Source organism: Rhodococcus sp. MEB041, assembly GCF_030208955.1.
GTDB lineage: Bacteria > Actinomycetota > Actinomycetes > Mycobacteriales > Mycobacteriaceae > Rhodococcoides.
Map to the genome: position 1 here is coordinate 137,938 of NZ_JARVSZ010000003.1, position 25,266 is coordinate 163,203.

The window sequence follows — 25,266 nt, forward strand, 5'->3', positions numbered from 1 at the left end:
CGCGGTCCACGACGGCAGGGAGAAGGTCAGACCTTCCACACCGCGACGACCGACGGGCGGGGCTGCGAGTCGCCACCGTCGGGCCAGTGCGAGGCGGGGGCGTCGGCACTGGCGTCGTCCTCCTCGCCCGGGTGCTGCACGCTCACGACGACACGCTGCTCCTGCACGATCGGACCGCAGGTCTCGGCGCCCTTCGGCACGGTGAGGAACTGCTTCGTCTGGCCGCGGCGGTCACCGTCGAGAACCACCGAGAACAGGCCGTCGTTGGAGTCGAGGGCGTTGCCGTCCGTCGACACCCACAGGTTGCCGTCGGCGTCGAACGCCAGGTTGTCCGGGCACGAGATCGGGCTGACCTGCGACTTGTCGAAGCCACCGAAGTAGGTGTCGGCGGCTGCGGGATCGCCACAGACGAGCAGAAGGTTCCACGTGAAACTGGTCCCGGCGTGGTCGTCGTCGAGCTCGAGGACCTGGCCGTTCTTGTTCTTGTCCCGCGGATTCGCCTCGTCGGCGGCGGCCTTGCCCTCGGTGCCTCGGTTCGAGTTGTTGGTCAGCGCCACGTACACCTTGCCGGTGACGGGGTTCGGCTCGAAGTCCTCCGGCCGGTCCATCTTGGTGGCGCCGACCTTGTCACCGGCGAGGCGCGTGAAGACGGCGACCTCCTCGGCGGACATGCCGTCGACCAGGGACTCGCCGCGGCCGTCCTCGCCGGTACGCAACAACGGGATCCATTCGCCCTTGCCGGCGAACTGTCCCGTCGTCGGGAGCTTTCCGGAGCCGTCGATCTGGTCGGGCGCGTCACCGGAGAGCGTCGCGACGTAGAGGGTTCCGGCGTCGAGAAGCGTCACGTTGGACCGCAGTGCCGCAGCGCCGGTGCCCTGCATCATCTTCCGGCTGGAGACGAACTTGTACATGTAGTCGAAACGCTCGTCGTCACCGCTGTAGGCGACCACGGTGCCGTCGTCGGTCACGTGGATGGTCGCGGCCTCGTGCTTGAACCGGCCGAGCGCCGTGTGCTTGATCGGCGCTGCGGTGGGATCCCACGGGTTCACCTCGACGACCCAGCCGAAGCGATTCACCTCGTTCGGCTCCTGCGCCAGATCGAAGCGCTTGACGAATCGCTCCCACTTGCGCTCGGACGCAGCACCTTCCACGCCGTAGCGCGCCAGACGCTCGGCGACCACGGGGTCGGTCACACTCTCGGCGTTGGCGAAGTACTGGTTGATGTTCTCCTCGCCGGACAACACGGTGCCCCACGGGGTGACGCCACCGGAGCAGTTGTTGAACGTGCCGAACACCGTGGTGCCGGTGGGATCGGCGGAGGTCTTGAGGAAGTCACTGCCGGCCGCGGGTCCGGTGAGGACGAACTCGGTCGATCCGGTGATGCGACGGTTGTAGCGGCCCATCTGCGGGGTGAGTTTGCCCGAGCCGTTCTCACCGGCCACCTGGACCACCGAGAGACCATGGGCGGCAAGGCCGATGGCGACCTGCTCCGCGGTGGGGTTCTCCGCGTCGTACCCCTTGAAGAGGAACGGTTCCGTCGTGTACTCGTGGTTGACCACCAGCAGGTACTCGGTGGACGACCCGTCGATCGGGAGAAGACCCGCGAAGTCGTTGTTGAATCCGAACTGCTTCTCCTGGGCCGCCGAGGTCTGGTTGTCGAAGTCGAAGGCAGGCGCACCCTCGACCACCGGGTCGCCCCACCGGATGACGACGGCCTGCTCGTACCCCTCCGGGACGACGACCGCGTCCTCGGTGTTGGGCGCGACGGCGGCGAAGTCGAGTCCACGCGGCTCCGGGGTCGGGGTGGCCGACGCGGTGGTGGCGGTGCCGGAGTCCTCTGTGCCGCACGCGGCGAGGGCGCTGGTGGCGCCGACGGCCAGCACGGCCATCGCACTACCGCGCAGGATGCCGCGGCGCGTCATCGCCGTCTTGACGATGTCGCCGAAGTACTCGCTCGACGACGTGTTGGGCACCTCGTGGAAGCAGGCGTCGCCGCACTTGTACTTGCACGTCAGCGACGACCGCGAGGAGCTGCCGTCGTGCTGATGGGAGACGATCAGGGGAAGCGGAATCGTGGTCACCGGTCGACCGTAGAAGTGCCGGGCAAAAGGCAAAGGGAAGGTAAGCAACTCCCCGGGTGCAGGAAGGTGAACGGTGGGCGAACGTGTGTCGTCGGGGCACGCTCCGGGTAGACCGAGAGCGACGCGGAGACACCGCGACGAAGGAGGCACGACATGCCGATGCTCTCGGTGGGAGTCGAGAACGACGCCCCGATCGACCTGCACTACCAGGACCGAGGCGAGGGCGCGCCGGTGGTGTTGATCCACGGCTGGCCGCTCAACGAGCGGTCGTGGGAGCCCCAGATCGTCGCACTGCTCGACGCGGGCCACCGCGTCGTCACGTACGACCGGCGTGGATTCGGCAGCTCGTCGCAGCCCGAGTCCGGTTACGACTACGACACGTTCGCCGCGGACCTGTCGGTCCTGCTGGAGACGCTCGACCTGCGGGACGTGACGCTGGTGGGTTTCTCCATGGGCGGCGGCGAGGTGGTGCGCTACCTCGCGAAGTACGGCAGCGACCGCATCGCGAAGGCGGTCCTCGCCGGTGCTGTTCCCCCGTACCTCTACAAGTCCGAGGACAACCCCGACGGCGGCCTCGACGACGAGACGATCGCGGGTTTCGAGAACGGCGTCGAGGAGGACCGTAACGCCTTCCTCGACGGCTTCGCCACCAACTTCTTCAGCGCGAACGGCGAGCTGAAGGTCTCGGAGGAGGATCGTCAGTACGCGGTGGACATGGCGGCCGAAGCGTCGACACCGGCGATCCTCGGCTGCATCGAGGCGTTCGCGCGCACCGACTTCCGTGAGGACATGCCGAAGATCGACGTCCCCACCCTCGTCATCCACGGCGACGCGGACGCCATCGTTCCGTTCGAGGTGAGCGGCAAGCGCTCACACGAGGCGATCGCGAACAGCACCCTGGTACTCGTCGAGGGCGGCCCGCACGGGTTCAACACCTCGCACCCGGATCGGTTCAACCAGGAACTGCTCGCGTTCCTGGGCTGACGCGCACTCGCGAGGTGGGCGCGACAGCCCACCTCGCGAGAGTCGGTCAGGCCGCGCCGAGGAGCCCGTGGGGGTCGAGCACGAACTTCGTGGCCTCACCGGAGTCGAAGTCGGCGTAGCCCTGCGGAGCCTGCTCGAGCGAGATGGCGCGTGCGTTGACGGCCTTCGCGATCTGCACGCGATCGTGCAGGATCGCCATCATCAGGCCGCGGTGGTACTGCATCGTCGGGCACTGTCCGGTGGCGAAGGACAACGACTTGGCCCACCCGGTGCCGAGGCTCAGCGACAACGCGCCGACCTTGGCGGCTTCGTCGGATGCGCCGGGATCGCCGGTGACGTACAACCCCGGAATGCCGAGCGAACCACCCGCCGTCGTGATGTCCATCAGCGAATTCAGCACGGTGGCAGGCGCTTCCGTCGCCGACCCGTCACCGTGACCGCGTGCCTCGAAACCGACGGCGTCGACGCCGCAGTCGACTTCCGGCACCCCGAGCAGCTGCTCGATCTGATCCTTCGGATCGCCCTTGCTGACGTCGACGGTCTCGCAACCGAAGCTTCGGGCCTGCGCGAGCCGGCTCTCGTTGAGGTCGCCGACGATGACGACGGCGGCGCCGAGCAGTTGCGCACTGGCTGCGGCGGCGAGCCCGACCGGACCGGCGCCGGCGATGTAGACCGTCGATCCGACGCCCACTCCGGCGGTGACGCAGCCGTGGAAGCCGGTGGGGAAGATGTCCGACAGCATCGTCAGGTCGAGGATCTTCTCCATGGCCTGGTCTCGGTTCGGGAACTTCAACAGGTTCCAGTCCGCGTACGGCACCATGACGTATTCGGCCTGGCCGCCGACCCAGCCGCCCATGTCGACGTAGCCGTAGGCGGCACCGGGACGATCAGGATTGACGTTCAGGCAGATGCCGGTCTTGCGTTCCTTGCAGTTCCTGCAGCGACCGCACGCGATGTTGAACGGCACCGAGCACAGATCACCCTGCTTGATGAACTCCACGTCGCGGCCCACCTCGATGACCTCGCCCGTGATCTCGTGCCCGAGCACCAGGCCCTCGGGTGCCGTCGTGCGGCCTCGCACCATGTGCTGATCGCTGCCGCAGATGTTGGTGGACACCACCTTCAGGATCACTCCGTGCGGGCACTCGCGGCCCACACTCGCCGGGTTCACGCCGGGCCCGTCTTGCAAGGTGAAGCTGGGGAAGTCGATGTCGACGACCTCGACCTTCCCGGCTCCGGCGTAGGCGACGGCTCTGTTGTCGGCCATGTTTTCAGCTCCCGTTCGAGGTAGAGCGCCGACATTCTCGAGTGCGAATGTCGGCATCTCTCTCGACCGTACGCGGGATGCTGTGCGCCGCGTCACATTCGCGGCTCGGGGATCAGAGCACTTCGGACAGGAACCGCTGCAGTCGCTCGGTCTGCGGGTCGTCGAACAGCGCTGCGGGCGGGCCCACCTCGACGGCGCTGCCGTGGTCCATGAACAGCACGCGGTCGGACACCGAGCGGGCGAAGCCCATCTCGTGCGTGACGACGACCATCGTCATGCCGCCGGTCGCGAGGTCCGCCATGAGGGCGAGCACGCCCTTGACGAGCTCCGGGTCGAGGGCGGACGTGGCCTCGTCGAAGAACATCACCTGCGGTTCCATGGCGAGTGCTCGCGCGATGGCCACGCGCTGCTGCTGACCGCCGGAGAGGTTGCCCGGGCGCGAGCCCGCTTTCTCCTTCAGGCCCACCTTGTCGAGCTGGGCGAGTGCGGCGGCGTGTGCGTCGTCCTTGCTCAGTCCCTTCAACTTCCACGGACCGAGCGCGACGTTGTCGAGGACGGTGCGGTGCGGGAACAGGTTGAACTGCTGGAACACCATGCCGATGCGCTGGCGCAGCGCGTCGGGATCGTCCTTCAGCACCGAGCGTCCGTCGAGCAGGATGTCGCCCTGCTCGGGCTCGTGCAGTCGGTTGAGCACGCGCAGGAGCGTGGACTTGCCCGACCCGGACGGTCCGATGACCGTGGTGGTGGCTCCTGCGGCGACGTCGATGTCGACGCCGCGCAGGACCTTGTTGGTGCCGAAGGACAGGTGCAGGTCACGGCCGGCGAGTGAGACGCCGGTCAACGGCTCAGTCGAGGGTGCGGTGGTCATGTGTCAGCCTCTTTCCACGACGATGGCCTGCTCGACCGGGTCGAGTGTCTGCTCGGCCTTGCCGACGCGCAGACGCTTGTCGATGTAGTTGACCAGGTGGGTCAGCGGGACGGTCATCGCGAGATAGACGAGTCCGGCCGCCACCAGGGGTGACAGGTTTCCGGTCTGGGCGTTGAGGTCACGACCGACGGCGAACAGCTCGCGCTGCGTGGCCAGCAGACCCAGGAAGTAGATCAGCGACGAGTCCTTGATCAACGAGATGAACTGGTTGACCAGGGCCGGCAGCACGCGGCGGACACCCTGCGGCACCACGACGAGGCGCATCGAGCGGCGGTAGCTGAAGCCGAGCGCACGTGCTGCCTCGATCTGCCCCTTCTCGACGCTCTGGATGCCGGAGCGGAAGATCTCGCCGATGTACGCGGCCGCGAGCAGCGACAGCGCCACCGCGCCGAGCCAGTACGGGTTGTTGCCGGTGAGCCCACTGACGACGGGTCCGATGCCGAGACCGATGACGAGGATGATCACGACGGCGGGCAGTCCGCGGAAGATGTCGGTGTAGACGCGTGCCGGCCAGCGCAGCCAGCGGGTGCGGGACAGGCCCGCCAGTGCGAGCAGCATGCCGAGAACCGTGCCGATGATGCCCGATGCCAGCGCCAGGATCAGTGTGTTCGGCAGGCCGGTCTTCAGCAGGTCCGGCAGCGCCTGCTTGTAGAGGTTCCAGTCGAAGAACGTGTCGCCGAGCTGCTCGAACGTCGACTTCGGTGCGACGGCCTGCGCGGCGGGAGCGTTCGCGTCGTTCTCGGCGGCGATGGCCGCGAAGTCGGGAAGCTCGGGCTGCGGCGCTGCCTTGCTACCGGGCTTGAATCCCTCCGGGAGTTCGCGCGGCACCCAGTCGGAGTACAGCTGGGCCCAGGTCCCGTCCTCGATGATCGCGTCGAGGCCGGAGTTCAACGCGTCGATCAGCGGCTGGTTGTCCCGCGCGACGGCCCACCCGACGAAGTTGTTGAGGCTGAACGTGTTCTGCGTGATCGCGGTCCCGTCCTCCGGCTTCACCAGGCCCTCGGCCTGCTGCGACGGTGCGACCCAGGCGTCGATCTGTCCGGTGCGGAGATTTGCGTACGCGGTGTTGTAGTCGGGGAACTTCACCGGGTCCAGGCCCAGGGTGTTGACGACGTAGTCGTCCTGCACCGTTCCCTGCACGACGCCGATACGGGTGTCCGGCCCCAGGTTCTCGAAGGCGGTGATCGGTCCGCCGGCCTTCGCGACCAGGGAGAAGTAGCCGAAATCGTAGCCGTTGGTGAAGCCGACCGTGTTGCGCCGCTCGTCGGTGGTGGTGATGGACGACGACCCGACGTCGAAGCGTCGGCCGGCGACCTGCGCGAGCAGACCCGAGAACTCGGTGCCCGAGAAGTTGATCTGCAGGCCGAGCTTCGCGGCGACGGCCTTCAGCAGCTCGTTGTCGTAGCCGGTGTAGGTGCCGGAGCCGTCGACGCAGATGCTCGGCGGCGCGTCGGAGAGCGTGCCGACGGTGAGCTGGCCGGGCGTGATCAGTCCGAGCTGCGAGGTGTCGATGCGATCGAGCGGCGTGACCGACGGCGTCGTGTACCGATCCTCGGTCGCGGCGGCGGCCGCGGCGTCGAAGTTGGTCGGCGTGGACGACGCGCTGTCCACACCGGGAGGTGAGCACAGTTCGGTCGGTGCCGCGGCAGCGGACGAGGAGCCGTCCGACGAGCCGCCGTCCGAGGTGCCGCAGGACGCGAGGAGGACGGCGAGGAGAAGTGTGGAGACGAGGACGATGAGTTTCCGTCCCACGCGGTGCGCAAGCATGAGATGAACACTAGGGCTCACGTGCCGGAATCACCGAAACGTCGAACGCGCAATGGTTGTGCTCAGTGATCTGTTGCCGGTGATCGACGTGGGGACCGCTCCGACCAGGGGTCTAGTCTCCGTCGGGGCGCACGTCACCGACTATCCAGGACGCCTGGAGGGTGTGTGCCGGGGGACGGAAGGTGTTCGTATGTACTCCAGTCTCGAGTACCCGCTGACGGGCGCTCCGGATGCCGGAAACACGGCGTGGGTTCTGGCCAGTGCCGCGATGGTGCTGTTGATGACTCCGGGGCTCGCGTTCTTCTACGGCGGCATGGTGCGCGTGAAGAGCGTGCTGAACATGATGATGATGAGCCTGTCGGCCATCGGGGTCGTGTGGGTCCTGTGGGTCCTGTTCGGATACTCGATGGTGTTCGGCGACGACAGCGTCGGTGGGTGGATCGGGGACCCGACGCAGTTCGCCGGCCTCACCTCGTTGATCGGCGGCAGCTTCGGAGCCGGGGGCGGCGCGGTCGAGATCCCGCTGGTGGGAACCGTTCCGGCGCTCGCCTTCGTGGCCTTCCAGGCAGGCTTCGCGATGGTCACCGTGGCGCTCGTGTCCGGCGCCGTCGCCGACCGGATGCGTTTCATGCCGTGGGTGATCTTCGCCGGCCTCTGGGCGACACTCGTCTACTTCCCCGTCGCACACTGGGTGTTCGCGTTCGACGGTGTCACCGCGGAGACCGGGGGCTGGATCGCCAACCAGCTGAAGGCCATCGACTTCGCCGGGGGCACCGCGGTGGAGATCAATGCCGGCGCGGCCGGACTGGCGCTCGCCCTGGTCGTCGGCAAGCGTCGTGGGTGGCCCCGGGAGGCGATGCGGCCGCACAACCTGCCCGCCGTCATGGTGGGTGCCGGGCTGCTGTGGTTCGGCTGGTTCGGCTTCAACGCCGGATCGTCGCTCGCGGCGGACGGCGTCGCCGCGGTCGCGTTGGTCAACACGATGGGCGCGGGCGCGATGTCGATGGTGGCGTGGCTGGTGGTCGAGAAGATCCGCGACGGGAAGGCCACATCCTTCGGCGCGGCGTCGGGTGTCGTCGCCGGTCTGGTGGCCATCACGCCGTCGTGCACGGCCGTCACCCCGATCGGCGCTCTGGGCGTCGGCGCTGCCGCCGGTGTCGCCTGCGCCCTGGCGATCGGCCTCAAGTACCGCTTCCGGTACGACGACTCGCTCGACGTGGTCGGAGTGCACCTGGTCGGTGGCATCGTCGGCACGCTCATGATCGGCCTCCTCGCGAGCAGCGACATGCCGCCCGGTGTCGACGGCCTGTTCTACGGCGGCGGCGTCACGCAGCTGGGTCGACAGGTGGTCGCCGTCGTCGTCGTTCTCGCCTATGCGTTCCTGGTCACCGCGGCCATCGCCACGGTGCTGAAGCTGACCATCGGGATCAGAGCGGATCCGCAGCACGAGACGGACGGCATCGACGAACACGAGCATGCCGAGTCCGCGTACGAGTTCGCCTCCTCGCACGGCGGACACGGCAGCTCGGGGCTGTTCGGAAAGCAGTCCGGCTGACTGTCAACCCTGGTGCGACCGCGCCCAGGAGATCGCGCCGGTCAGCTCGGTGAGGTCGTAGTCGGGGCCGTTGACGCCGACGGTGAAGAGGGTGGCTCCGGCGTCGACGAAGGCCTGCGCGTCGTCCGCGCCCGGCCACGCCACCGATCGCTCGATCTGCGACACGTCGCGGCCGACGGTCTCACCGTGTCCGGCCAGGACCTCGGACTTGTGCTTCAGCGCGTCCAGGTCGGCGAAGCTGTGCCAGACGTCGGCGTAGCGGGCGACCATCTTGAGCGTCTTCTTCTCACCGCCACCGCCGATGAGAATCGGGATGTGGCGAGTGGGCGCCGGATTGCCGACGGCGAGACGCGAGGTGATGCGGGCGAGACTCTCGTCGAGCAGTGCCAGGCGTGAGCCGGCGGTGCCGAAGTCGTAGCCGAAGTTGTCGTAGTCCTTCTGGTTCCACCCGGCGCCGATGCCCAGGATCAGCCGTCCTCCACTGATGTGGTCCACGGTGCGCGCCATGTCGGCCAGCAGGTCGGGATTGCGGTAGCCGCCGCCGGTGACGAGCGCGCCGATCTCGACGTTCGAGGTCTGCTCGGCCCAGGCGCCCAGCATCGTCCAGCACTCGAAGTGGGCGCCGTCGAGGTCGCCGTACAACGGGTAGAAGTGATCCCAGTTGAAGACGATGTCCACGCCGGCGTCCTCGGACCGCAACACCGCGTCGCGGATGAGGCCGTAATCGGGTGCGTGTTGGGGCTGAAGCTGAACTCCGATGCGAACGGACATGTCTGATCCTTCGGTGAGTGCGCTGGCTGTCGCTTCCATGGTGCCCGGCCTGTCAACCGATGCGCACTCCACACGAGTGCATCGTCGCGCGGAGGACGAAACCTGCCTCGGCGCCGATGATCTCCGAGACCAGGGTGAGATAGCGATCGACGAACGCGCCGCCGTGGGCCGGTTCGCGGTGGTCGTCCGGATCGCCGGGTTCGAGATGGTGCGCGATCTCGTGCAGCACCACCATCTCGCGCAGGGCCCAGGCGCGTCCCCGCACGTGGAGTGGGACAGCGATGGTGGCGGTGTCGACCTCGTAGTGCGCGGCGCCCGCGCCCGAGCGGGCCCGGACCCGTACCGGGACGGCCGCGCGTGGCCACTCGCTGCGCACCCAGTCCAGAGCGGTGACGCCGTCGACGTAGGTCTGGACCGAGTCGAGCGAGGCGAAGCGCCGCTCGATCGGCAGGGTGACCGTGGACCCGAGGATCTCGACGGTGCGCAGGCCCCGTTCGTCCGCGCGGTCGAACATGGTGCGGACCTGATGCTCGGCGTCGTAGACGCGGGAGCGCTGGCTGTCGCGGGTCACCGTTCGAGTTGTCCTCGGGGGCCGCCGATCTCGCTCTGATTGCCCAGGCGTGCACGTCGACCGGCGTGGTCTCCGGCTCGCCGAGCCTCCGACGAGTACGAGCGACCCGAGCTGCCGCGCCAGGTACCCCGGGCGGTGGAAGCGGACCGGTAGAAGTCGCGCAGCTCGATCTCCTTGTCACGCAACACCAGTGCGGTGCCGGCCTCGGGAGCTTCCGTGGCGACCGCCTCGGCCTCGGCCTCCTTCTTGACGGCGGCCAGGCGCTCGCCGACCCGGTGCGCGAACGCGGTCTGGAACTCGATCCTGGCAGTGACGCCGGCGAGCGGCGCCCGCTCGACCGTGCGATAGCGCCGGCGTCCTCGGACGACGGTGACCTCACGGTCCACGGTGGCGTCCCGGTACGCACCCGACGAGATGTACGTGTCGCTCGCGCGCACCATCTGCACTAGCAGGCTCGCGTACAGGGCCTCGCACGTGTCGATGTCGCTCTCGAACCCGTACGCGAAGACCTGCGTCGACGACTGCGCCACGTCGCACTGCACGTCGTTCGCGCGGGCGATGGCCACGAACAGCAGGACGTAGGTGCGCAGGCCCTTCTTGCCGTGCTCCCCGATGTGGACGACGCGCTGCACCGGCGTCGCCCGCTTCTCGCGCGAGGCGGTGTGCGAGCGTGCCACGGCCAGATCGACCGAGGCGGCGGTCGCGAGACGCTGCGCGGCCTCCATGAACGCCTCGGCCTCGTGGGGATTGTCCGTGGACTCGGCCTGACGCAGAAGCCCACCGATGCGGGCCACCATCCTGTCTGAACTCACGGGCCGAGAGTACGCCCGGACCAGCCGTGAGCCGGGCCCACCGAGCGTCCCCGGGGACGGCCGTCCACAGGCGCTCGCAGGGTCTTGCGGACGACCGCGTCGGCGAGTAGCAGTCAGCGCTCGGAGTTCTCCACCAAGGCCGCGACGGCGTCGATGCGCCGCCGGACCGCCGAGGCTCCGATGACGTCCGCACGGGTGCGGGCCGACGCCAGAGCGCGGGCCGCGAGCCGTCCGGTGCGGGCGTGCTCGATGCGGAGACCGAGATACGCGTCCTCCGCGCTCCATCCCTCGAAGCCGCGGGCGACGTGCAGGCGCCGCGCGGCGTGCAGATGGCGACCCGCTCGCTCGACGTGACCGGTGGCCAGGGACGCGTCGGCCAGGTGGTGGTGCACCACGCCGAAGACGCTCGGGGCGACCGACACGGTCTGCTCCGCGTAGGGCAGCAACCGTTCGTACACGTCGGTGCACACCAGTGTGTTGCCCACCGTGGCACCGGCACGGGCGATGAAGGTCATCGACATCAGCCAGAGCATGTCCGGGGCGATCGCCGCGAGCCGTTGCTCGTCGTACCAGTCCATCAGCTCGCGCGCCTCGTCCATGCGTCCGACGTCGGCGAGCGAGGACGCCACGACCGGGCGGAACGCCGGGATCAGGTCGAACATCGTGGCCATCTCGTCGCGCCGATCCGCGAAGTGCCGGAGATCTCCGCGCATCGTCCGGAGGGTGAGGATCGACGTGTGTTCGCGGCCGTAGGTGTGTCTGCCGAGCGCGGCGTCGGGCGTCTTGCAGATCCGTGCCAGCACGGTCTCCGCGCGCACCAGTCGTCCTGCCGACACGTCCACGCCGAACTTGGAACACACCATGGCCCAGGTCATCTCGGGGTCGTCCGCGAGATCGGCCCGGGTCACCGCCGCGAGTGTCGAGTCGGCGCCGCCGAGGTCGCCGAACGCCTGCTGGGTCCTGGCCAGGATGGTGGCGGCGGACGGATCGCGATGCCGCCGAGACGATGTCGACTCCAGCTCGACGAGGCGCGTCATCGCCTCCTGGCGCAGATCCCAGCACTGGGGCACCAGGAGGCACCACAGCATCGCGCGCAGCGCCGACTCGAGGGCACTGCGGTCTCCCACCGAATGCGCCAGCGTCACAGCCTGTTCGAGAAGGTCTCGGCGTTCCTTCCAGTCATCGGTCCAGCTCAGCTCCATGGCCAGCAGTACCAGGACCTTGGCCGTGGCGGCGCTGTTCGAGCGGCCGGAGTCCTCGAGGACGTGCAGTGCGTCGTGCAGGCTGTCGAGTCGTTCCGGCAACGGGTCGAACATCTGGAACAGGCCCGCACCACTGATCGTGTCCGCCAGCGTCGCGTCGACCTGCAGGTCGACGTCGCCCAGTCTCCGCGCCATGGCGATCGCGTCGAAGAGAGTGGCCCGGTAGGACCGGTCGATGCACTTACGCTGCGCCCGGCCGAGGTCGATCAGCAGTCGGCACCGCTCTCGGGAGTCGCCGTGCGGCACCATCTTCCGAAGGGCGGTCCGGTACCCCACCACCGCGTCCTCGTACGCGGACACCGCGTAGGCGGCGTCGCCGGCACGCCGCGCGTAGAGCGCGGCCTCGGAGCGGTCGGAGTCCAGCGCCCTGCCGAAGTGGTACGCGATGCGCGCGAGTTCGTCGGCGGTGGTGTCGGCACCGAGATCGACCAGGGCCCGAGCCACGTCGGAGTGCATCTGCGCTCGCCGCGCCCCGGGTATCGCGTCGTACAGAGTCGACTGCACGAGAGCGTGTCTCATCACCAGCTCGTCGTCGGTGTCGCCGGCGACCAGGAAGTTCACGGCCAGCAGTTCGTCGAGGGTCTCGGCGAAACGGAGATCGGACGGGATCGTCGAGGCGGCCCGCAGCAGCGGGCGCGAGACCGTCACCCCGGTCACCGCGCACAGTTCGAGCAGAGTGACTGCGTCACAGCTGAGTTCGCGACTCGCGAGACGCACCGCGTCCGTGACCGTGAAGGGGAGCGAGCCGCCGGGTTCGCGCTCGTGTGCCGCGATGACGGCTGCGACCAGCAGGGCGGAGCCACCCGTCCGTGCCACGATGGCCTCGGGGTCGAGGGTCGAGTTCTGCTCGCGAAGGAGGTCGTGCACCGCGGCCAGAGACAGTCCGCCCAGGGTGATCTCGCGGAACCCCGCCGACAACCGGATGACGTCGAGGGTCGCCTGGAGTTCCGGGGACACGAGGTTCTCGTCCCGCATTGTCGCGAGGATGCAGAGTCGGTCGTTCTGCGTCGACCGCGCGAGATGGCGGACCAGGGCGGCCGTCGTGCCGGAGGCCCACTGCAGGTCGTCGATCACGAGCAGGGTCGGGGCCTGTCGAGCGGGCCCGACGAGCCACCGCTGCACCGCGTCGGACGCCCCTGTGCGGTCGTCGTCCACGTGCGGGGGGATGAGGTCCCCGAATCGACGTGCGGCCCCGGGGATGATGCCGAGGATGTCGGCGCCGTTGGTCCGCAGCCACTGACGCGCTCCGATGACGCCGCGCGAGTCGAGGTCGCGGGTGACTGCCTCCACGAACGGTTCGTACGGGATGGTCGAGTGTTCGCTGCAGCGACCCGACACGACGTCCGTGCCGGCGGCGCGGGCACGCTGCATCACGGCGCGGGCGAGTGACGTCTTCCCTGCCCCCGGCGGACCCGAGACCAGGAGAAACCGTCCATGACCGGCAGCGGCCGCCTCGAGGTCCTCGACGATGCGGCTCATCTCGACATCGCGTCCGACGAAGGCGGATCCCACCGGCGGCTCCTCGCGCTGCGCTGGGGTGGTCTCGGTATCGTCCTCCAACAACTCCAGGTACAACGACTGGGTCTCGCGTGAGGGGCTCACCCCGAGCCGGTCCGCCAGCACCGCCCGGCATCGCGCCGCCGCCCCGAGAGCCTGTCCGCGGTCGCCCAGTGCCACGTAGCCACGCATGGCGATGCGGTACGCGCTCTCGCGCAGGGGGTCGGCTGCCAGCAGGGACTCCGCGGAGGACACGGCGTTCTCGAACGCACCGAGATCCATCGACGCGGTGGCGTCCGCTTCGAGGGCCGTGAGCCGCAGGTCGTCGAACTCTCGCCGGACGTCGTCCGCCCACGCGCCGTTGGCTCCGACGAGCACGGGTTCGGCGAGCAGACGCAACGCCGTCCGGGCATCGCGGGCACGGTCCGCGGGTGATCCCTCCGTGCGGCGGCACGCGTCCCGGATCTCCTCGAGATCGACCGTGGTGTCCGGCGGAAGAGTCAGACGCACCATGCCGGTACGGGACACGATCGACGTACCCGCGATGTCCGCGGCGTCGAGAACGTCCCGCACCTTCGAGATCACCCCACGCAGCACAGAATTCCAGGTGCGCGGCCGCTCCTCGGGCCAGAGCAGGTCCGCCAACTCGTCGTGCGAGACCTCTCGATGGCGATTGAGCGTCAGATACGACAGCAGTTCGACGCAGCGCGGCCCACCGATGATGCGGGGATCGACCACCCGAGAGCCACGCTCGACGGTGACGGCACCGACGAGTCGGACGGAAGCGGGTGAGTCACTCGTCACCTGACAAGTCTAGTCAGCTGTGCGTATTCGCGCCGCACGCAGGCACTTTTGCACTTCTTGTGCACGCGTCGGGCACGGTGAGTACAGGAGAATCCGGCCGACCCGGCCGGCGCACGACCCTCAGGAGCGACCCCATGCCTCGAACCTCCGTCACGGCCTGCCTGCTGGCGGGGTCCGTCGCCTCGCCCCTGTGCACACAGCGGAGCCACCGACTGGGTTCCGGCCCGTCCTGCGGTACCGCGGACGTCGCGTCCGACGGGATGTTCACCTACTCGCGTACGGCGTCCGTGGACCGGTGGGAGGACGACCCGTCGTCCTTCGGCTCCGATCGCTTCACCATCGTCGTCACCGACGGGGACCACGAGGTGGGGGAGATCGTGATCACGCCGGTGTTGTCCACGAGTGCGACGGAACCGATCACGGCCGTCGGCGTGGTCACCACCGAGGGCACCGTCGTGACGTACGAGCACGACGCGGCGGCGTCCGCACGTCGCCGACCGCTCACGGAATCGTCTCCTCCGCGGGGGCCGCGCGTGACGGGTGCGCATCATCGACTCGCCGTCGTCCGCTTCGGTACCGAGACCTGCGATCAGACGTTCCAGGTGTTCGTGTCCGACGGTGTCCGCGGCACCACGTCGTACCTGCTCGGCGTCCCCGACGGCCCGCTCGACCGGTGAGACGCCGACGGGGTCGCCGCGGCCGAGTGATCGACCGTGACGACCCCGTCGGGACGTTCGCGAGTGGCTACTGCTCGTCGGAGCCGATGATGAACGCCTCGAGCTGCTGACGAGCGATGTCGTCGGCGAGCTGCTTCGGCGGGCTCTTCATCAGGTACGCGGACGCGGGCACGACAGGTCCACCGATTCCGCGGTCCTGAGCGATCTTCGCGGCGCGCACGGCATCGATGATGACGCCGGCGGAGTTCGGGGAGTCCCAGACCTCGAGCTTGTACTCGAGGTTCAGCGGGACGTCACCGAACGCGCGACCCTCGAGGCGGACGTAGGCCCACTTGCGGTCGTCGAGCCAGCCGACGTGATCGGACGGGCCGATGTGCACGTCCTTCGCATTGAACTCACGCTGCAGGTTGGACGTGACGGCCTGCGTCTTCGAGATCTTCTTCGACTCGAGGCGCGTGCGCTCGAGCATGTTGAGGAAGTCCATGTTGCCGCCGACGTTCAGCTGCATCGTGCGATCGAGCTGGACGCCGCGATCCTCGAACAGCTTGGCCATGACGCGGTGGGTGATGGTGGCACCGACCTGGCTCTTGATGTCGTCGCCGACGATGGGCACACCGGCGTCGGTGAACTTCTTGGCCCAGACCGGATCGGACGCGATGAAGACGGGCAGCGCGTTGACGAACGCGACCTTCGCGTCGATGCAGGCCTGCGCGTAGAACTTGTCGGCTTCTTCGGATCCGACGGGCAGGTAGGAGACGAGCACGTCGACCTTCGCGTCACGCAGTGCCTGCGCCACGTCGACCGGCTCCGCGTCGGAGATCTCGATGGTCTCCGAGTAGTACTTGCCGATGCCGTCGAGTGTCGGGCCGCGCTGGACGCTGACGTCGCTCGGGGGCACGTCGGCGATCTTGATGGTGTTGTTCTCGCTGTTGAAGATGGCTTCGGACAGATCGAAGCCGACCTTCTTGGCGTCCACGTCGAACGCGGCGACGAACTCGACGTCGCGGACGTGGTACTTGCCGAACTTCACGTGCATGAGGCCGGGAACGGTGGTGTTCTCGTCGGCGTCCTTGTAGTACTGCACGCCCTGAACCAGGGACGACGCGCAGTTACCCACGCCCACAATGGCCACGCGCACCGCAGTGCTGTTGTCACTCATGGTCGGGTTCTCCTTCTTTTCCGTATCGGGTGGCCGGAGCCGACGTGCTCTCCGGGTGTGCCACGGCCGAGGTGTCGGTCGTGGGTGCGGGCGGTGGACTCTCCGAAGTGATCGCCATTGCCTCGGCAGCGATCAATTCGTTGAGCCACCGCACTTCGCGCTCGCTCGACTCGAGGCCGAGCTGATGCAATCCGCGCGTGTACCTGTCCAACGACCCACTTGCTCGGCCGATGGCGTCGCGGAGCCCCTCACGGCGCTCCTCGACCTGGCGACGCCGACCTTCGAGTATCCGCATCCGCGCCTCAGCGGGGGTGCGCCCGAAAAAGGCCAGGTGTACGCCGAATCCATCATCTGTGTAGTTCTGCGGACCCGTGTCCGCGACCAGCTCGGTGAACCGAGCTCGGCCGGCCGGCGTGAGTTCGTAGACACGACGTGCCCGACGCTTGACGGCGCCCTGGACTCCGGGGTTCTCGACGATGAGCCCGTCCGCCTGCATACGACGCAAGGTGGGGTAGAGCGAACCGTACGAGAAGGCCCGGAAGGCACCGAGAAGTCCGGTGAGTCGCTTACGAAGCTCGTAACCGTGCATGGGTGTCTCCAGGAGCAGGCCGAGGATCGCCAGTTCGAGCATGTGCGGTCCCCTTCCTGTTCCGACCCGAGTCCGCGTCGAGATGACGCTCGCTCACTATAACCGCCACATGTATCGGGCCGATATATGGGGGTACATGTAACTGTCGAGAACATGAACACGGGCCCCGTCAGGGACGGTGGGGGCTGACCCGCGTGACCTCACCGGCCAGGGTGGCCTGCAGGTATCCACCGCGGCCGTCCGCATCCGCGGGATAGACCAGTACCTCCGGCACTGCCTCGTTGCGCACGATCACGTGGGTGACCGACGCGTCCGGTACCTCGACGAACGACGCGGAACCCGCCATCAGGCCCGCCAGTGCCGCGACGTCGAGCGCGGTGAGGTCGAAGGGCAGCTCGTCCGTCTCCCTCGGGCTCGTGGCGGCGGACTCCTCGAAACCGCCGCGGACCGACACGTCGCGCACGCGGTCGCTCTCGGCGAGGCGGGTCAGAGAGGCGCGATCGTCCGACGGGTACAGCACCAACTCGGTGACCTCGGGGTCGCCGAATCGTGTGATCCACCGGTCGCGGAAGTCGGCCAGGCCCTCCGGGGTGTCGAATACGAAGGGTCGCGCGACGATCGGCGTCACGGTGCCCGCGGCCGTCGCTCCCGGGCCGACGGACGACGACGGAGCCGCGACGCTCGGCGACGACGGTGCATCGGATCCGCGGACCGCCAGCACGACGGCGACTCCGAGGACGAGGACCACGACGAGCAGACCCACGATCACCGGGCGCCGGGACGGTCCGGGTGCGGGCCGTATCGCCTCGGGCAGCGGTACGGCCGCCTGCAGATCGGCGGCCAACGCGTGGAGATCGCCCAGTGTCGTCGCCGTTCTCGCCGCCGCCACCCGTGACCGGTGCTCGTCGAACGTCAGCTGCCCGTCCGCGTACGCGGTGTCGAGAGCGGTCGCGACCACGGCGCGATCGATGTCACGGGCGCGCAGTCGTCGATCCTGTCCGGTCGCCATCGTCGTCTCCTACTCGGTCGGATCGAACGGGGTGACGCTGAGGAAGTCGCCCGACAGGGACGCCTCGAGGTATCCGTCCTCGTTCGCGGCCTCGTTGCTCGCGTGCAGGCTGATCACGGGGCCGACGCCGGTGTTCCGGACGAACAGGTACAGCGAGTCGATCTCGGCGATGTTCAGGCTCGCGCCGGCGCCCAGAACCAACCCGCCGAGCACGCCGGGGCCCAGGTCGGCGAGGTCGACGGTCGCCGTCTCTCGGTCCCTGTCCGCGTCGTCCGACTGTCTCCACTCGCCGTCGCGGTACTGATAACGCCTCTCCCGGCCCGGATTGTCGGGACTCGGCGCCCTCAGCAGCACGTACTCGGAGTAGAACATCAGCTCGTCGACGACGGTGGTTCCCAGCAGGATGCCCGTCGACGCCACGATGTCGTCCATCGCGCGCGGTTCGAGGTAGCCGGCCGAGCCGTAGGTGCCGGTCGCGCTGTCGTCGGACGCACAGGCGCGGACACCGAGGAACAGGAGTGCGGCGACGACCAGGAGAACAGCCCACCGGATCACCGCGCTCAGCACGCTCGGCCGACCCCGACGGGAGAGCCCCGCAGCTGTCGCCCCGGGCGACGCCATCCGAGCCAGGTCCGACGTGCCCTGCAGATCGCCGATCAGATCGTGGAGGTCCTCGAGCGCACGTGCATCGGTGGCGAGGGCGATGCGGGTGGCGTGCTCCTCGGCGTCGATCTGGCCGTCCGCGAGCGCACGGTCCAGCGCGGCGCACGCGTGCACTCTGTCCTGGTCACGCGCTCTGACACCCACAGATCGGACCGTCGGCATCGCCAGATGGTAGGCCCGTGGACCGGGTCCCTCAAGTGCTCCGGCTCCACGGCTCCGCTCCAGCGCACGGGACGGGGTCGAGCACCACCCCACCTCGACGGCGCACGTACTCTGGTCACCGTGAGATCACAGCGGCAGGTGGTGGACTACGCGTTGCAGCGCAAGTCGCTGCTCGCCGAGGTCTACTCCGGACGAACGGCGATGGCCCAGGTCTGCGACGCCGATCCCTACCTCCTCCGAGCGGCCAAGTTCCACGGTCGGCCGTCCACCGTGGCGTGCCCCATCTGCCGGAAGGAGCAGCTCACGCTGGTCTCCTGGGTGTTCGGAGAGAAGCTCGGGACGATGAACGGCTCGGCCCGGACCGCGGACGAGCTCACCCGCCTCGCCGGCACGCAGGAGGAGTTCTCCGTGCACGTCGTCGAGGTCTGCCGAACCTGCAGTTGGAACCACCTCGTGCAGTCGTACGTCCTGGGTGCCGTTCCGGCGCCCAAGAGCCCCCGCACACGCTCCGCCTCCCGCCGACGCACGGCCAGTGAGTGACGGACGCAGGTCGTCGGCGGTACCGTCCGTCGGTGGTCCCCCGCGCAACCGAGTCGAACGAGCCCGACGCACACGTGACCGTCGCCACCTGGTCACACGTGCGTCCTGACAGTGGAGTACGTGAGTGAGTTCCCCCTACGACAGTTCCGGTGACGATCGCGGGCGTCCGTCCGGCCGCCACGGTCGACCCGACGGGCCCGGGGAACCACCGCGTCACGGGCGCCCGAGCCACGAGCCGGTCCGCGATCCCCAGCAGCGGCCGTCGGGCCCACCCCCACCGCGTGCGCCTCGCCGGGACGGCCCCGGTGGTCCCCCGCCGAGCTGGCCGCCGGCCGATCACCCGCGGCGCCCGGCCTACGGTCCGCCGTCCTACGACGATCGTGGACCGGACACCACCCAAATTCCCCCGACCGCGCCCCCGCCGCGGTCGCAGGCGTTCTCGCAGCCGCGCCCGTACTCGGACGATCCACGGGCGACCGACGCTCCACCCTCCCGGCCCGTGACGTCCCACTCGCGTGGCGACGCCGACGGTGACCGGGACCGGTTCGGTGGAGGACCCACCGAACCGCCATCAGGAGGTACTGCCACGAAGACGAAGAGGAAGTCGAAGTGGAAGGTCCTGCGGCGCACGCTGTACGGCTTGATCGCGCTGGGCATGGTCGTTCCTGTCCTGGTGTTCATGGTCGCGTACGTCGTCGAGGACGTTCCGCGGCCCGGTGACATCAAGACCAACCAGGTCGCCACCGTCCTCGCGTCGGACGGAACGTCCGTCCTCGGCACGGTGGTCCCTCCCGAGGGCAACCGCACCGATGTCGAGATCGGACAGATCCCCGAGCACGTCCGCAATGCGGTGTTGTCGGCCGAGGATCGTGACTTCTACTCCAACCCCGGATTCTCGGTCACCGGCTTCGCACGCGCCGCTCGCGACAACGTGCTCGGGCGCGACAGCGCCGGTGGTGGATCCACCATCACGCAGCAGTACGTGAAGAACGCGCTCGTGGGGTCCGAGCGGACGCTCACCCGCAAGATGCGCGAGCTGGTCATCTCCTCGAAGATGGCGCGTCAGTGGACCAAGGACGACATCCTCGCCGCGTACCTCAACACCATCTACTTCGGCCGCGGCGCGTACGGCATCGCGGCGGCGTCGAAGGCGTACTTCGACAAGCCCGTCGAGCAGTTGAGCGTCGAGGAGGGTGCCGTGCTCGCGGCCACCATCCAGCAGCCCTCCGGACTCGATCCGGAGAACAACCCGACGGGTGCGCAGAGCCGCTGGAACTACGTCCTCGACGGCATGGTCACGATGGGTGCGCTCGATCAGACCCAGCGTCAGGCGATGCAGTACCCGCAGTGGCGACCGCTCGCCTCGGTGGACAGCGGCGACGCCGCCGACGCCGGCCCGAACGGACTGATCAAGAACCAGGTGCTCAAGGAGCTCACCGCGTCGGGCATCAGTGAGCAGGACCTGAACACCGCCGGACTGCAGATCACCACGACGATCGATCCGCAGGATCAGCAGGCCGCCATCGACGCCGTGAACTCCAACATGGAGGGTGAACCGTCCGAGCTGCGCACGGCGTCGGTGTCGATCGACCCCCGCACCGGTGCGGTGCGCTCGTACTACGGCGGTGTCGACGGCCGCGGCTTCGACTTCGCGCAGTCCGGCCTGCAGACCGGTTCGTCGTTCAAGGTCTTCGGCCTGGCGGCGGCTCTGGATCAGGGCATCCCGCTGTCGCAGATGTACGACAGCTCGCCGCTGACGGTCAACGGCATCTCCATCGGCAACGTCGAGGGCGAGTCCTGCGGCACCTGCACCATTGCCGAGGCTCTCAAGCGGTCGCTCAACACGAGCTTCTACCGGTTGCAGCTCAGCCTCGACGGCGGCCCGCAGGCGGTGGCCGACATGGCGCACCGCCTCGGTATCCCGACCGAGGTCGAGGGCATCGGCGAGACCCTGACCGAGCCGAACGGCGCCGGCCCCAACAACGGCATCGTGCTCGGGCAGTACCAGTCCCGTGTCATCGACATGGCCAGCGCGTACGCGACGCTCGCCGCATCGGGTACCTACCACGCACCGCACTTCGTGCAGAAGGTCGTGACGGCCGACGGCACCGTGTTGCTCGATCGCGGAGCGGACCCCGGCGAGCAGCGGGTCGACCCCGCCGTCGCGGACAACGTCACGGCGGCCATGCGTCCCATCGCGGGTTACTCGAACGGCCACAACCTGGCCGAGGGACGCGCGTCCGCTGCGAAGACCGGTACCGCGCAGCTCGGTGACACCGGCGAGAACAAGGACGCCTGGATGGTCGGGTACACGCCGTCTCTGGCGACGGCCGTGTGGGTCGGTACCGAGCAGGGCCTCCCGCTGGAGAACAGCTACGGGGGACCCATCTACGGCTCCGGACTTCCGTCGGACATCTGGAAGGACACGCTCGACGCGTCCCTCGAGGGCTCGCCCGTCGAGTCGTTCCCTGCACCGGGTGCGATCGCCGGCCAGGCCGGTGTGCCGCAGTACTCGGCACCCGCGCCGACACGGACCGCGGCGCCGCCCACGTCCTCTTCCGCAGCGCCGGAGCCCACGACGCCGGAGCCCGTCGCTCCGCCGGTCGTCGTCCCGTCGCAGGTCGAGATCCTGCCGGGCATCACCATTCCGGTTCCCGGTCTGGCCCCGGCGCCGGCGGAACCTTCCGCCGTCACCCCGCCCGACGACGGGGCGGCTCCGGAGCCGGCCACGCCGCCCGGCGGCTAGGGGTGACGGGCAGGCCGGAGGCCGGTCGGGATTCGACGGGCAGGCCGGAGGCCGGTCGAGTTTCGACGGGCAGGCCGGAGGCCGGTCGAGTGTCGACGGGCGGGCCGGAGGCCGGTCGGGACCATTCGTCCGACGAGTTGTTGGCGAGCCCGGGTGAGTTGGCGACGGATCGGCGCTCCGCTCGTCGGCGCGATCGGCCGAGTCTGACCGACCCCATGGTCGCGGAGTTGTCGACGGTGGTCGGCGGCCCCGTCGGCAAGCACGCATTGGTGGGGCGGCAGCGCCACATCACGCCACTGCGCGTGATCTTCGCGTTCACGGTCGTGTTTCTCGCGCTGGGCTGGTTCGGGAAGGCCGCGTGCATCCAGCAGGCCCCGAACAGCCCCGGCGGCGAGCTGGGACTCGACTGGAGCGGGAGCCGTCAGTACGTCGCGATGTGTTACTCCGACGTGGTCCCCCTCTACGGAGCGGAGCGACTCGATCAGGGCGCGTTCCCGTACAAGAAGTCGTGGGAGGAAACGGGTTCCGACGGTTCCACGATCACCCGGTACATGGAGTATCCGGTGGTGGCGGGGCTGTACCAGTACGTGTCGATGCAGGTGGCCCACGCGTGGTCTGCAGTCCCGTGGTTGCCGCAGGCGCTCACGGTCGCGCTGTATTTCAACGTGGTGGCGTTCGGCTCCGCCCTCGCCTGGCTCGTGACGATCTGGGCGACCACGATGTTGGCGGGACGTCGGGTGTGGGACGCCGCGCTGGCCGCGTGTTCCCCTCTGGTGATCGTGCACGTCTTCACCAACTTCGACGCCCTCGCAACGGCATTCGCCTCCGGTGGGTTGCTGGCGTGGGCGCGACGCAGGCCGGTGCTGGCCGGTGTCCTGCTCGGCATCGGGGGTGCGACGAAGCTCTACCCGCTGTTCCTGCTCGGTCCGCTCCTCGTGCTGTGCATCCGCACGGGGAACATCAGGGACTGGTCGCGGACCACGGCGGCGGCGCTCTCGGCGTGGGTTCTGGTCAATCTGCCCATCGCACTGCTGTTTCCGCGTGGCTGGTCGGAGTTCTTCCGACTGAACTCCGACCGCGGCGCCGATCCGGACTCGCTCTACAACGTGGCCCGGTCGTTCACCGGCTGGGCCGGATTCGACGGCCCGCTCGGTCCCGGCGAGAAGCCGGTGATCCTCAATCTCGTGACGGCGCTGCTCTTCGTGGTCGTGTGCCTCGCCATCGGCTGGGTGGCGCTGACGGCTCCGCGGCGTCCTCGCCTGATGCAGCTGTGTTTCCTCGTTGTCGCCGGTTTCCTGCTGACGAACAAGGTGTGGAGTCCGCAGTACTCCTTGTGGCTGGTGCCGCTCGCGGTCCTGGCTCTGCCGCACCGGCGAATCCTGTTGGCGTGGATGACCATCGACGCACTCGTCTGGGTTCCACGGATGATGTACTACCTGGGCGTGGCCGACAAGGGTCTGCCCGAGCAGTACTTCACGGCGACCGTCCTGGTGCGCGATCTCGCCGTCGTCGGATTGTGTGTCCTGGTGGTGCGGCAGATCTACCGGCCGGTGGACGATCTGGTGCGTCGCAGCGGCGACGACGATCCGGCCGGTGGTGTGCTCGACGGAGCACCCGACGCGTACCCGTCGTGGGTGCCGGCGATGGTGCGTCCGCGGCCCGTCGAGGTTCCGATCGCGGATGCGGCGCCACCGCCTAGGGCACCACGGTCACCGGCCACCGACCCAGCTTGACCAGTCGGACGGCGACGGAGCCGAAGATGCGGTGCCCGGCAGACTCGGACGTGCCCACGACGATCGCGTCGGCACGCAGTTCGTCGCCGACGGCGGCGAGTCCCATCGCCGGGTCGCCGCGGAACGTCCGGAACTCCCAGTTCACGTGCTGGTGCTCGCCGAAACGCACCACGTGGTCGCGGATCTCGGTGAGCAGCTGGTCCGCCACCTGGCTCCCCGAGTCGTAGACCACGCCGCTCGCCTGCGCGAAGGCGCCGGCCGCCAGCGTCTGCACGTAGACCAGCACGAGCTTGGAGTGCTGCCGGCGCGCCAGTCCGGCGGCGTACGCGGCCGCCCGCCAGGAGGAGTCGGAGCCGTCGAGGCCCACGACGATCAGCTTGGGGCCGTCCACTCCGTACTCGAAGACGGAGGGATCGTTCGACGAGGTCACGACCCGAGCCTACGACTCCTCGTCAGGAGAGGTACGGACGGAGCTGCGGCAACGCTTCGCCCGCGTGCTTGGCGTTGATGCCGTCGCCGATCGCCTGCAGCTTCCACTCGCTCCCGGCTCGGTACACCTTGGCCATGACCAGCCCGGTGAACGGCATGCCGCCCTGCAGCGTGAAGCGTGCCAGCTCGGTGTTGATCGTGTTGTCGACCAGGCGGGTGAAGGCGTTCGCCACCTGCTCGAAGGTCTGCCCGCGGTACGAGGTCACGATGAAGACGATCGAGCTCACATGGGCGGGCACCCGCGTCAGGTCCACCGTGATCACCTCGTCGTCGCCCTCGCCCTCGCCGGTGAGGTTGTCGCCCTGGTGGACGATCGACCCGTCCTTCGACCGCAGCTGGCCGAAGTAGACGACGTCGGCGTGCTTGTCGCCGGAGAACATCAGCGCCGAGGCGTCGAGATCGACGTCCGCGCTGCGCCCGCCTCCGAAGAAGCCGGCCTTCTTGATGGGGTCCCAACCGAGGCCCATGCGGATGGTGGTCAGTGCGACGCCACCGTCCTTCTTCAGCGTCACCTTCTGACCCTTGGTGAGGCTGACGGGCCGAGCCTTCGCCAGGCTCACCTCGGCGGGGGCCGCGGGCGCAGAAGGTGCCGGGGGTGCCGCGGGCGGCGGCGTGGGGGCCGGCGGAGGTGTGGGAGCGGCAGGCGGAGGTGTGGGTGCAGCAGGCGCAGGCGCCGCTGCGGGAGCGTCGTCCACCGAGACCCCGTGGTCACCGACGAGAGCGGCGAACCCGCCCGCGTAACCCTGGCCCACGGCACGGACCTTCCAGCCGTCGCCGCGCCGGTACAGCTCGAGCGCGATGACGATGGACTCCGTCGTGAGGCCGTCCACGGTGTACGAGTAGAGCGTCGCACCGGTGCCGCCGTCGATCACGTGGGCGGTGGGAGCGGAGACGCGTCCGAAGCTGCTCGACGAGTCGTCGAGCGTGACGACGACTCGGATCTGCGTGATGTCGGCCGGGACCGCGGCGAGGGTCACGGCGACTTCCTGCGGCCCACCCTGGCCCGGAACCAGCTGCACACCGGGGCCGGAGGGTTGGTTGAAGAAGACGAAGTCGGCGTCGGAGCGAACCTTGCCGCTGTCGGTGACGAGCAGGGCGGAGATGTCCGCCGGTGCGGTCAGCTCGAGACCGATGCGAACGGTGGCGGTGGACAGAGGAGCATTCTGTCCCTTGGTCAACGGCTGTGCAGCCACGTCTCGT

Annotated in this window: 20 protein-coding genes; 6 read left to right on the forward strand and 14 right to left on the reverse strand. The window is 68.7% G+C overall.

The genetic code is table 11. From position 1 onward, the window contains the following. Positions 1-26 precede the first annotated feature (26 nt). Positions 27-2,081 carry a PhoX family protein gene (locus QRN16_RS10490; RefSeq protein ID WP_285186459.1) on the reverse strand — a complete coding sequence of 685 codons (2,055 nt, stop codon included), beginning with the start codon at positions 2,079-2,081 and terminating at the stop codon, positions 27-29. A gap of 153 nt (positions 2,082-2,234) precedes the next feature. On the opposite strand from QRN16_RS10490, the gene QRN16_RS10495 reads away from it, so the two are divergent. Further along, complete coding sequence (locus QRN16_RS10495) at positions 2,235-3,065, forward strand: alpha/beta fold hydrolase (RefSeq protein ID WP_056440899.1); 831 nt, start codon at positions 2,235-2,237, stop codon at positions 3,063-3,065. Between the two features lie 46 nt (positions 3,066-3,111). On the opposite strand, the gene fdhA is transcribed toward QRN16_RS10495, so the two are convergent. The 3 genes from fdhA to QRN16_RS10510 form a co-directional block, all read right to left on the reverse strand. Further along, positions 3,112-4,332, reverse strand: a complete 1,221-nt coding sequence (fdhA, locus tag QRN16_RS10500; RefSeq protein WP_285186462.1) for a formaldehyde dehydrogenase, glutathione-independent — start codon at positions 4,330-4,332, stop codon at positions 3,112-3,114. Between the two features lie 112 nt (positions 4,333-4,444). Further along, positions 4,445-5,200: an amino acid ABC transporter ATP-binding protein gene (locus QRN16_RS10505; RefSeq protein ID WP_056440906.1), complete on the reverse strand. Its 756-nt coding sequence runs from the start codon at positions 5,198-5,200 to the stop codon at positions 4,445-4,447. Positions 5,201-5,203: 3 nt separating this feature from the next. Then, entirely contained in the window at positions 5,204-7,027 is a 1,824-nt protein-coding gene (locus QRN16_RS10510; protein WP_037185965.1) for an ABC transporter substrate-binding protein/permease, read from the reverse strand. A gap of 190 nt (positions 7,028-7,217) precedes the next feature. Between QRN16_RS10510 and QRN16_RS10515 the strand changes: the two genes are divergently transcribed. Next, positions 7,218-8,582, forward strand: coding sequence for an ammonium transporter (locus QRN16_RS10515; RefSeq protein ID WP_027505997.1), 1,365 nt, complete (start codon positions 7,218-7,220; stop codon positions 8,580-8,582). A 3-nt stretch (positions 8,583-8,585) separates the two neighbouring features. Here QRN16_RS10515 and QRN16_RS10520 read toward each other — a convergent pair whose 3' ends face one another. The 4 genes from QRN16_RS10520 to QRN16_RS10535 form a co-directional block, all read right to left on the reverse strand. Next, the gene (locus QRN16_RS10520; protein ID WP_027505998.1) at positions 8,586-9,353 is read right to left on the reverse strand and encodes an LLM class F420-dependent oxidoreductase; all 768 of its coding nucleotides are present in this window, start codon (positions 9,351-9,353) and stop codon (positions 8,586-8,588) included. A 52-nt stretch (positions 9,354-9,405) separates the two neighbouring features. Continuing rightward, positions 9,406-9,924: a TIGR04338 family metallohydrolase gene (locus tag QRN16_RS10525; RefSeq protein WP_285186476.1), complete on the reverse strand. Its 519-nt coding sequence runs from the start codon at positions 9,922-9,924 to the stop codon at positions 9,406-9,408. Beyond that, positions 9,921-10,736, reverse strand: coding sequence for a DUF2786 domain-containing protein (locus tag QRN16_RS10530; protein ID WP_056440912.1), 816 nt, complete (start codon positions 10,734-10,736; stop codon positions 9,921-9,923). The genes QRN16_RS10525 and QRN16_RS10530 overlap by 4 nt, the downstream gene beginning before the upstream one ends. A 113-nt stretch (positions 10,737-10,849) precedes the next feature. Further along, positions 10,850-14,299, reverse strand: coding sequence for an ATP-binding protein (locus QRN16_RS10535; protein ID WP_285186477.1), 3,450 nt, complete (start codon positions 14,297-14,299; stop codon positions 10,850-10,852). A 134-nt stretch (positions 14,300-14,433) separates the two neighbouring features. On the opposite strand from QRN16_RS10535, the gene QRN16_RS10540 reads away from it, so the two are divergent. Continuing rightward, positions 14,434-14,976: a hypothetical protein gene (locus tag QRN16_RS10540; protein ID WP_027506002.1), complete on the forward strand. Its 543-nt coding sequence runs from the start codon at positions 14,434-14,436 to the stop codon at positions 14,974-14,976. A gap of 67 nt (positions 14,977-15,043) precedes the next feature. Here the strand turns inward: QRN16_RS10540 and QRN16_RS10545 are convergent, their stop codons facing one another. From QRN16_RS10545 to QRN16_RS10560, 4 genes are all read right to left on the reverse strand, one after another. Next, positions 15,044-16,135, reverse strand: a complete 1,092-nt coding sequence (locus QRN16_RS10545; protein ID WP_027506003.1) for an inositol-3-phosphate synthase — start codon at positions 16,133-16,135, stop codon at positions 15,044-15,046. Further along, positions 16,128-16,766, reverse strand: a complete 639-nt coding sequence (locus QRN16_RS10550; RefSeq protein WP_027506004.1) for a PadR family transcriptional regulator — start codon at positions 16,764-16,766, stop codon at positions 16,128-16,130. Before QRN16_RS10550 ends, QRN16_RS10545 begins: the two co-directional genes overlap by 8 nt. Positions 16,767-16,893: 127 nt before the next feature. After that, positions 16,894-17,733 (reverse strand): DUF1707 SHOCT-like domain-containing protein, encoded by an 840-nt coding sequence (locus tag QRN16_RS10555; protein WP_285186482.1) that lies wholly within the window; start codon positions 17,731-17,733, stop codon positions 16,894-16,896. Positions 17,734-17,742: 9 nt separating this feature from the next. After that, positions 17,743-18,540: a DUF1707 SHOCT-like domain-containing protein gene (locus QRN16_RS10560; protein WP_285186484.1), complete on the reverse strand. Its 798-nt coding sequence runs from the start codon at positions 18,538-18,540 to the stop codon at positions 17,743-17,745. 138 nt (positions 18,541-18,678) lie between these two features. Between QRN16_RS10560 and QRN16_RS10565 the strand changes: the two genes are divergently transcribed. The 3 genes from QRN16_RS10565 (at position 18,679) to QRN16_RS10575 (ending at position 23,577) form a co-directional block, all read left to right on the forward strand. Next, positions 18,679-19,098 carry a DUF5318 domain-containing protein gene (locus QRN16_RS10565; protein ID WP_056695695.1) on the forward strand — a complete coding sequence of 140 codons (420 nt, stop codon included), beginning with the start codon at positions 18,679-18,681 and terminating at the stop codon, positions 19,096-19,098. 655 nt (positions 19,099-19,753) lie between these two features. Continuing rightward, positions 19,754-21,844, forward strand: a complete 2,091-nt coding sequence (locus QRN16_RS10570; protein WP_081821327.1) for a transglycosylase domain-containing protein — start codon at positions 19,754-19,756, stop codon at positions 21,842-21,844. A 215-nt stretch (positions 21,845-22,059) separates the two neighbouring features. After that, complete coding sequence (locus QRN16_RS10575; protein WP_222638091.1) at positions 22,060-23,577, forward strand: glycosyltransferase family 87 protein; 1,518 nt, start codon at positions 22,060-22,062, stop codon at positions 23,575-23,577. Here QRN16_RS10575 and QRN16_RS10580 read toward each other — a convergent pair. Together QRN16_RS10580 and QRN16_RS10585 are read right to left on the reverse strand one after the other, a co-directional pair. Beyond that, positions 23,540-24,007, reverse strand: a complete 468-nt coding sequence (locus QRN16_RS10580) for a universal stress protein (RefSeq protein WP_027506008.1) — start codon at positions 24,005-24,007, stop codon at positions 23,540-23,542. The genes QRN16_RS10575 and QRN16_RS10580 overlap by 38 nt on opposite strands. A 22-nt stretch (positions 24,008-24,029) precedes the next feature. Next, positions 24,030-25,259: a TerD family protein gene (locus QRN16_RS10585; protein ID WP_285186491.1), complete on the reverse strand. Its 1,230-nt coding sequence runs from the start codon at positions 25,257-25,259 to the stop codon at positions 24,030-24,032. Positions 25,260-25,266 lie beyond the last annotated feature (7 nt).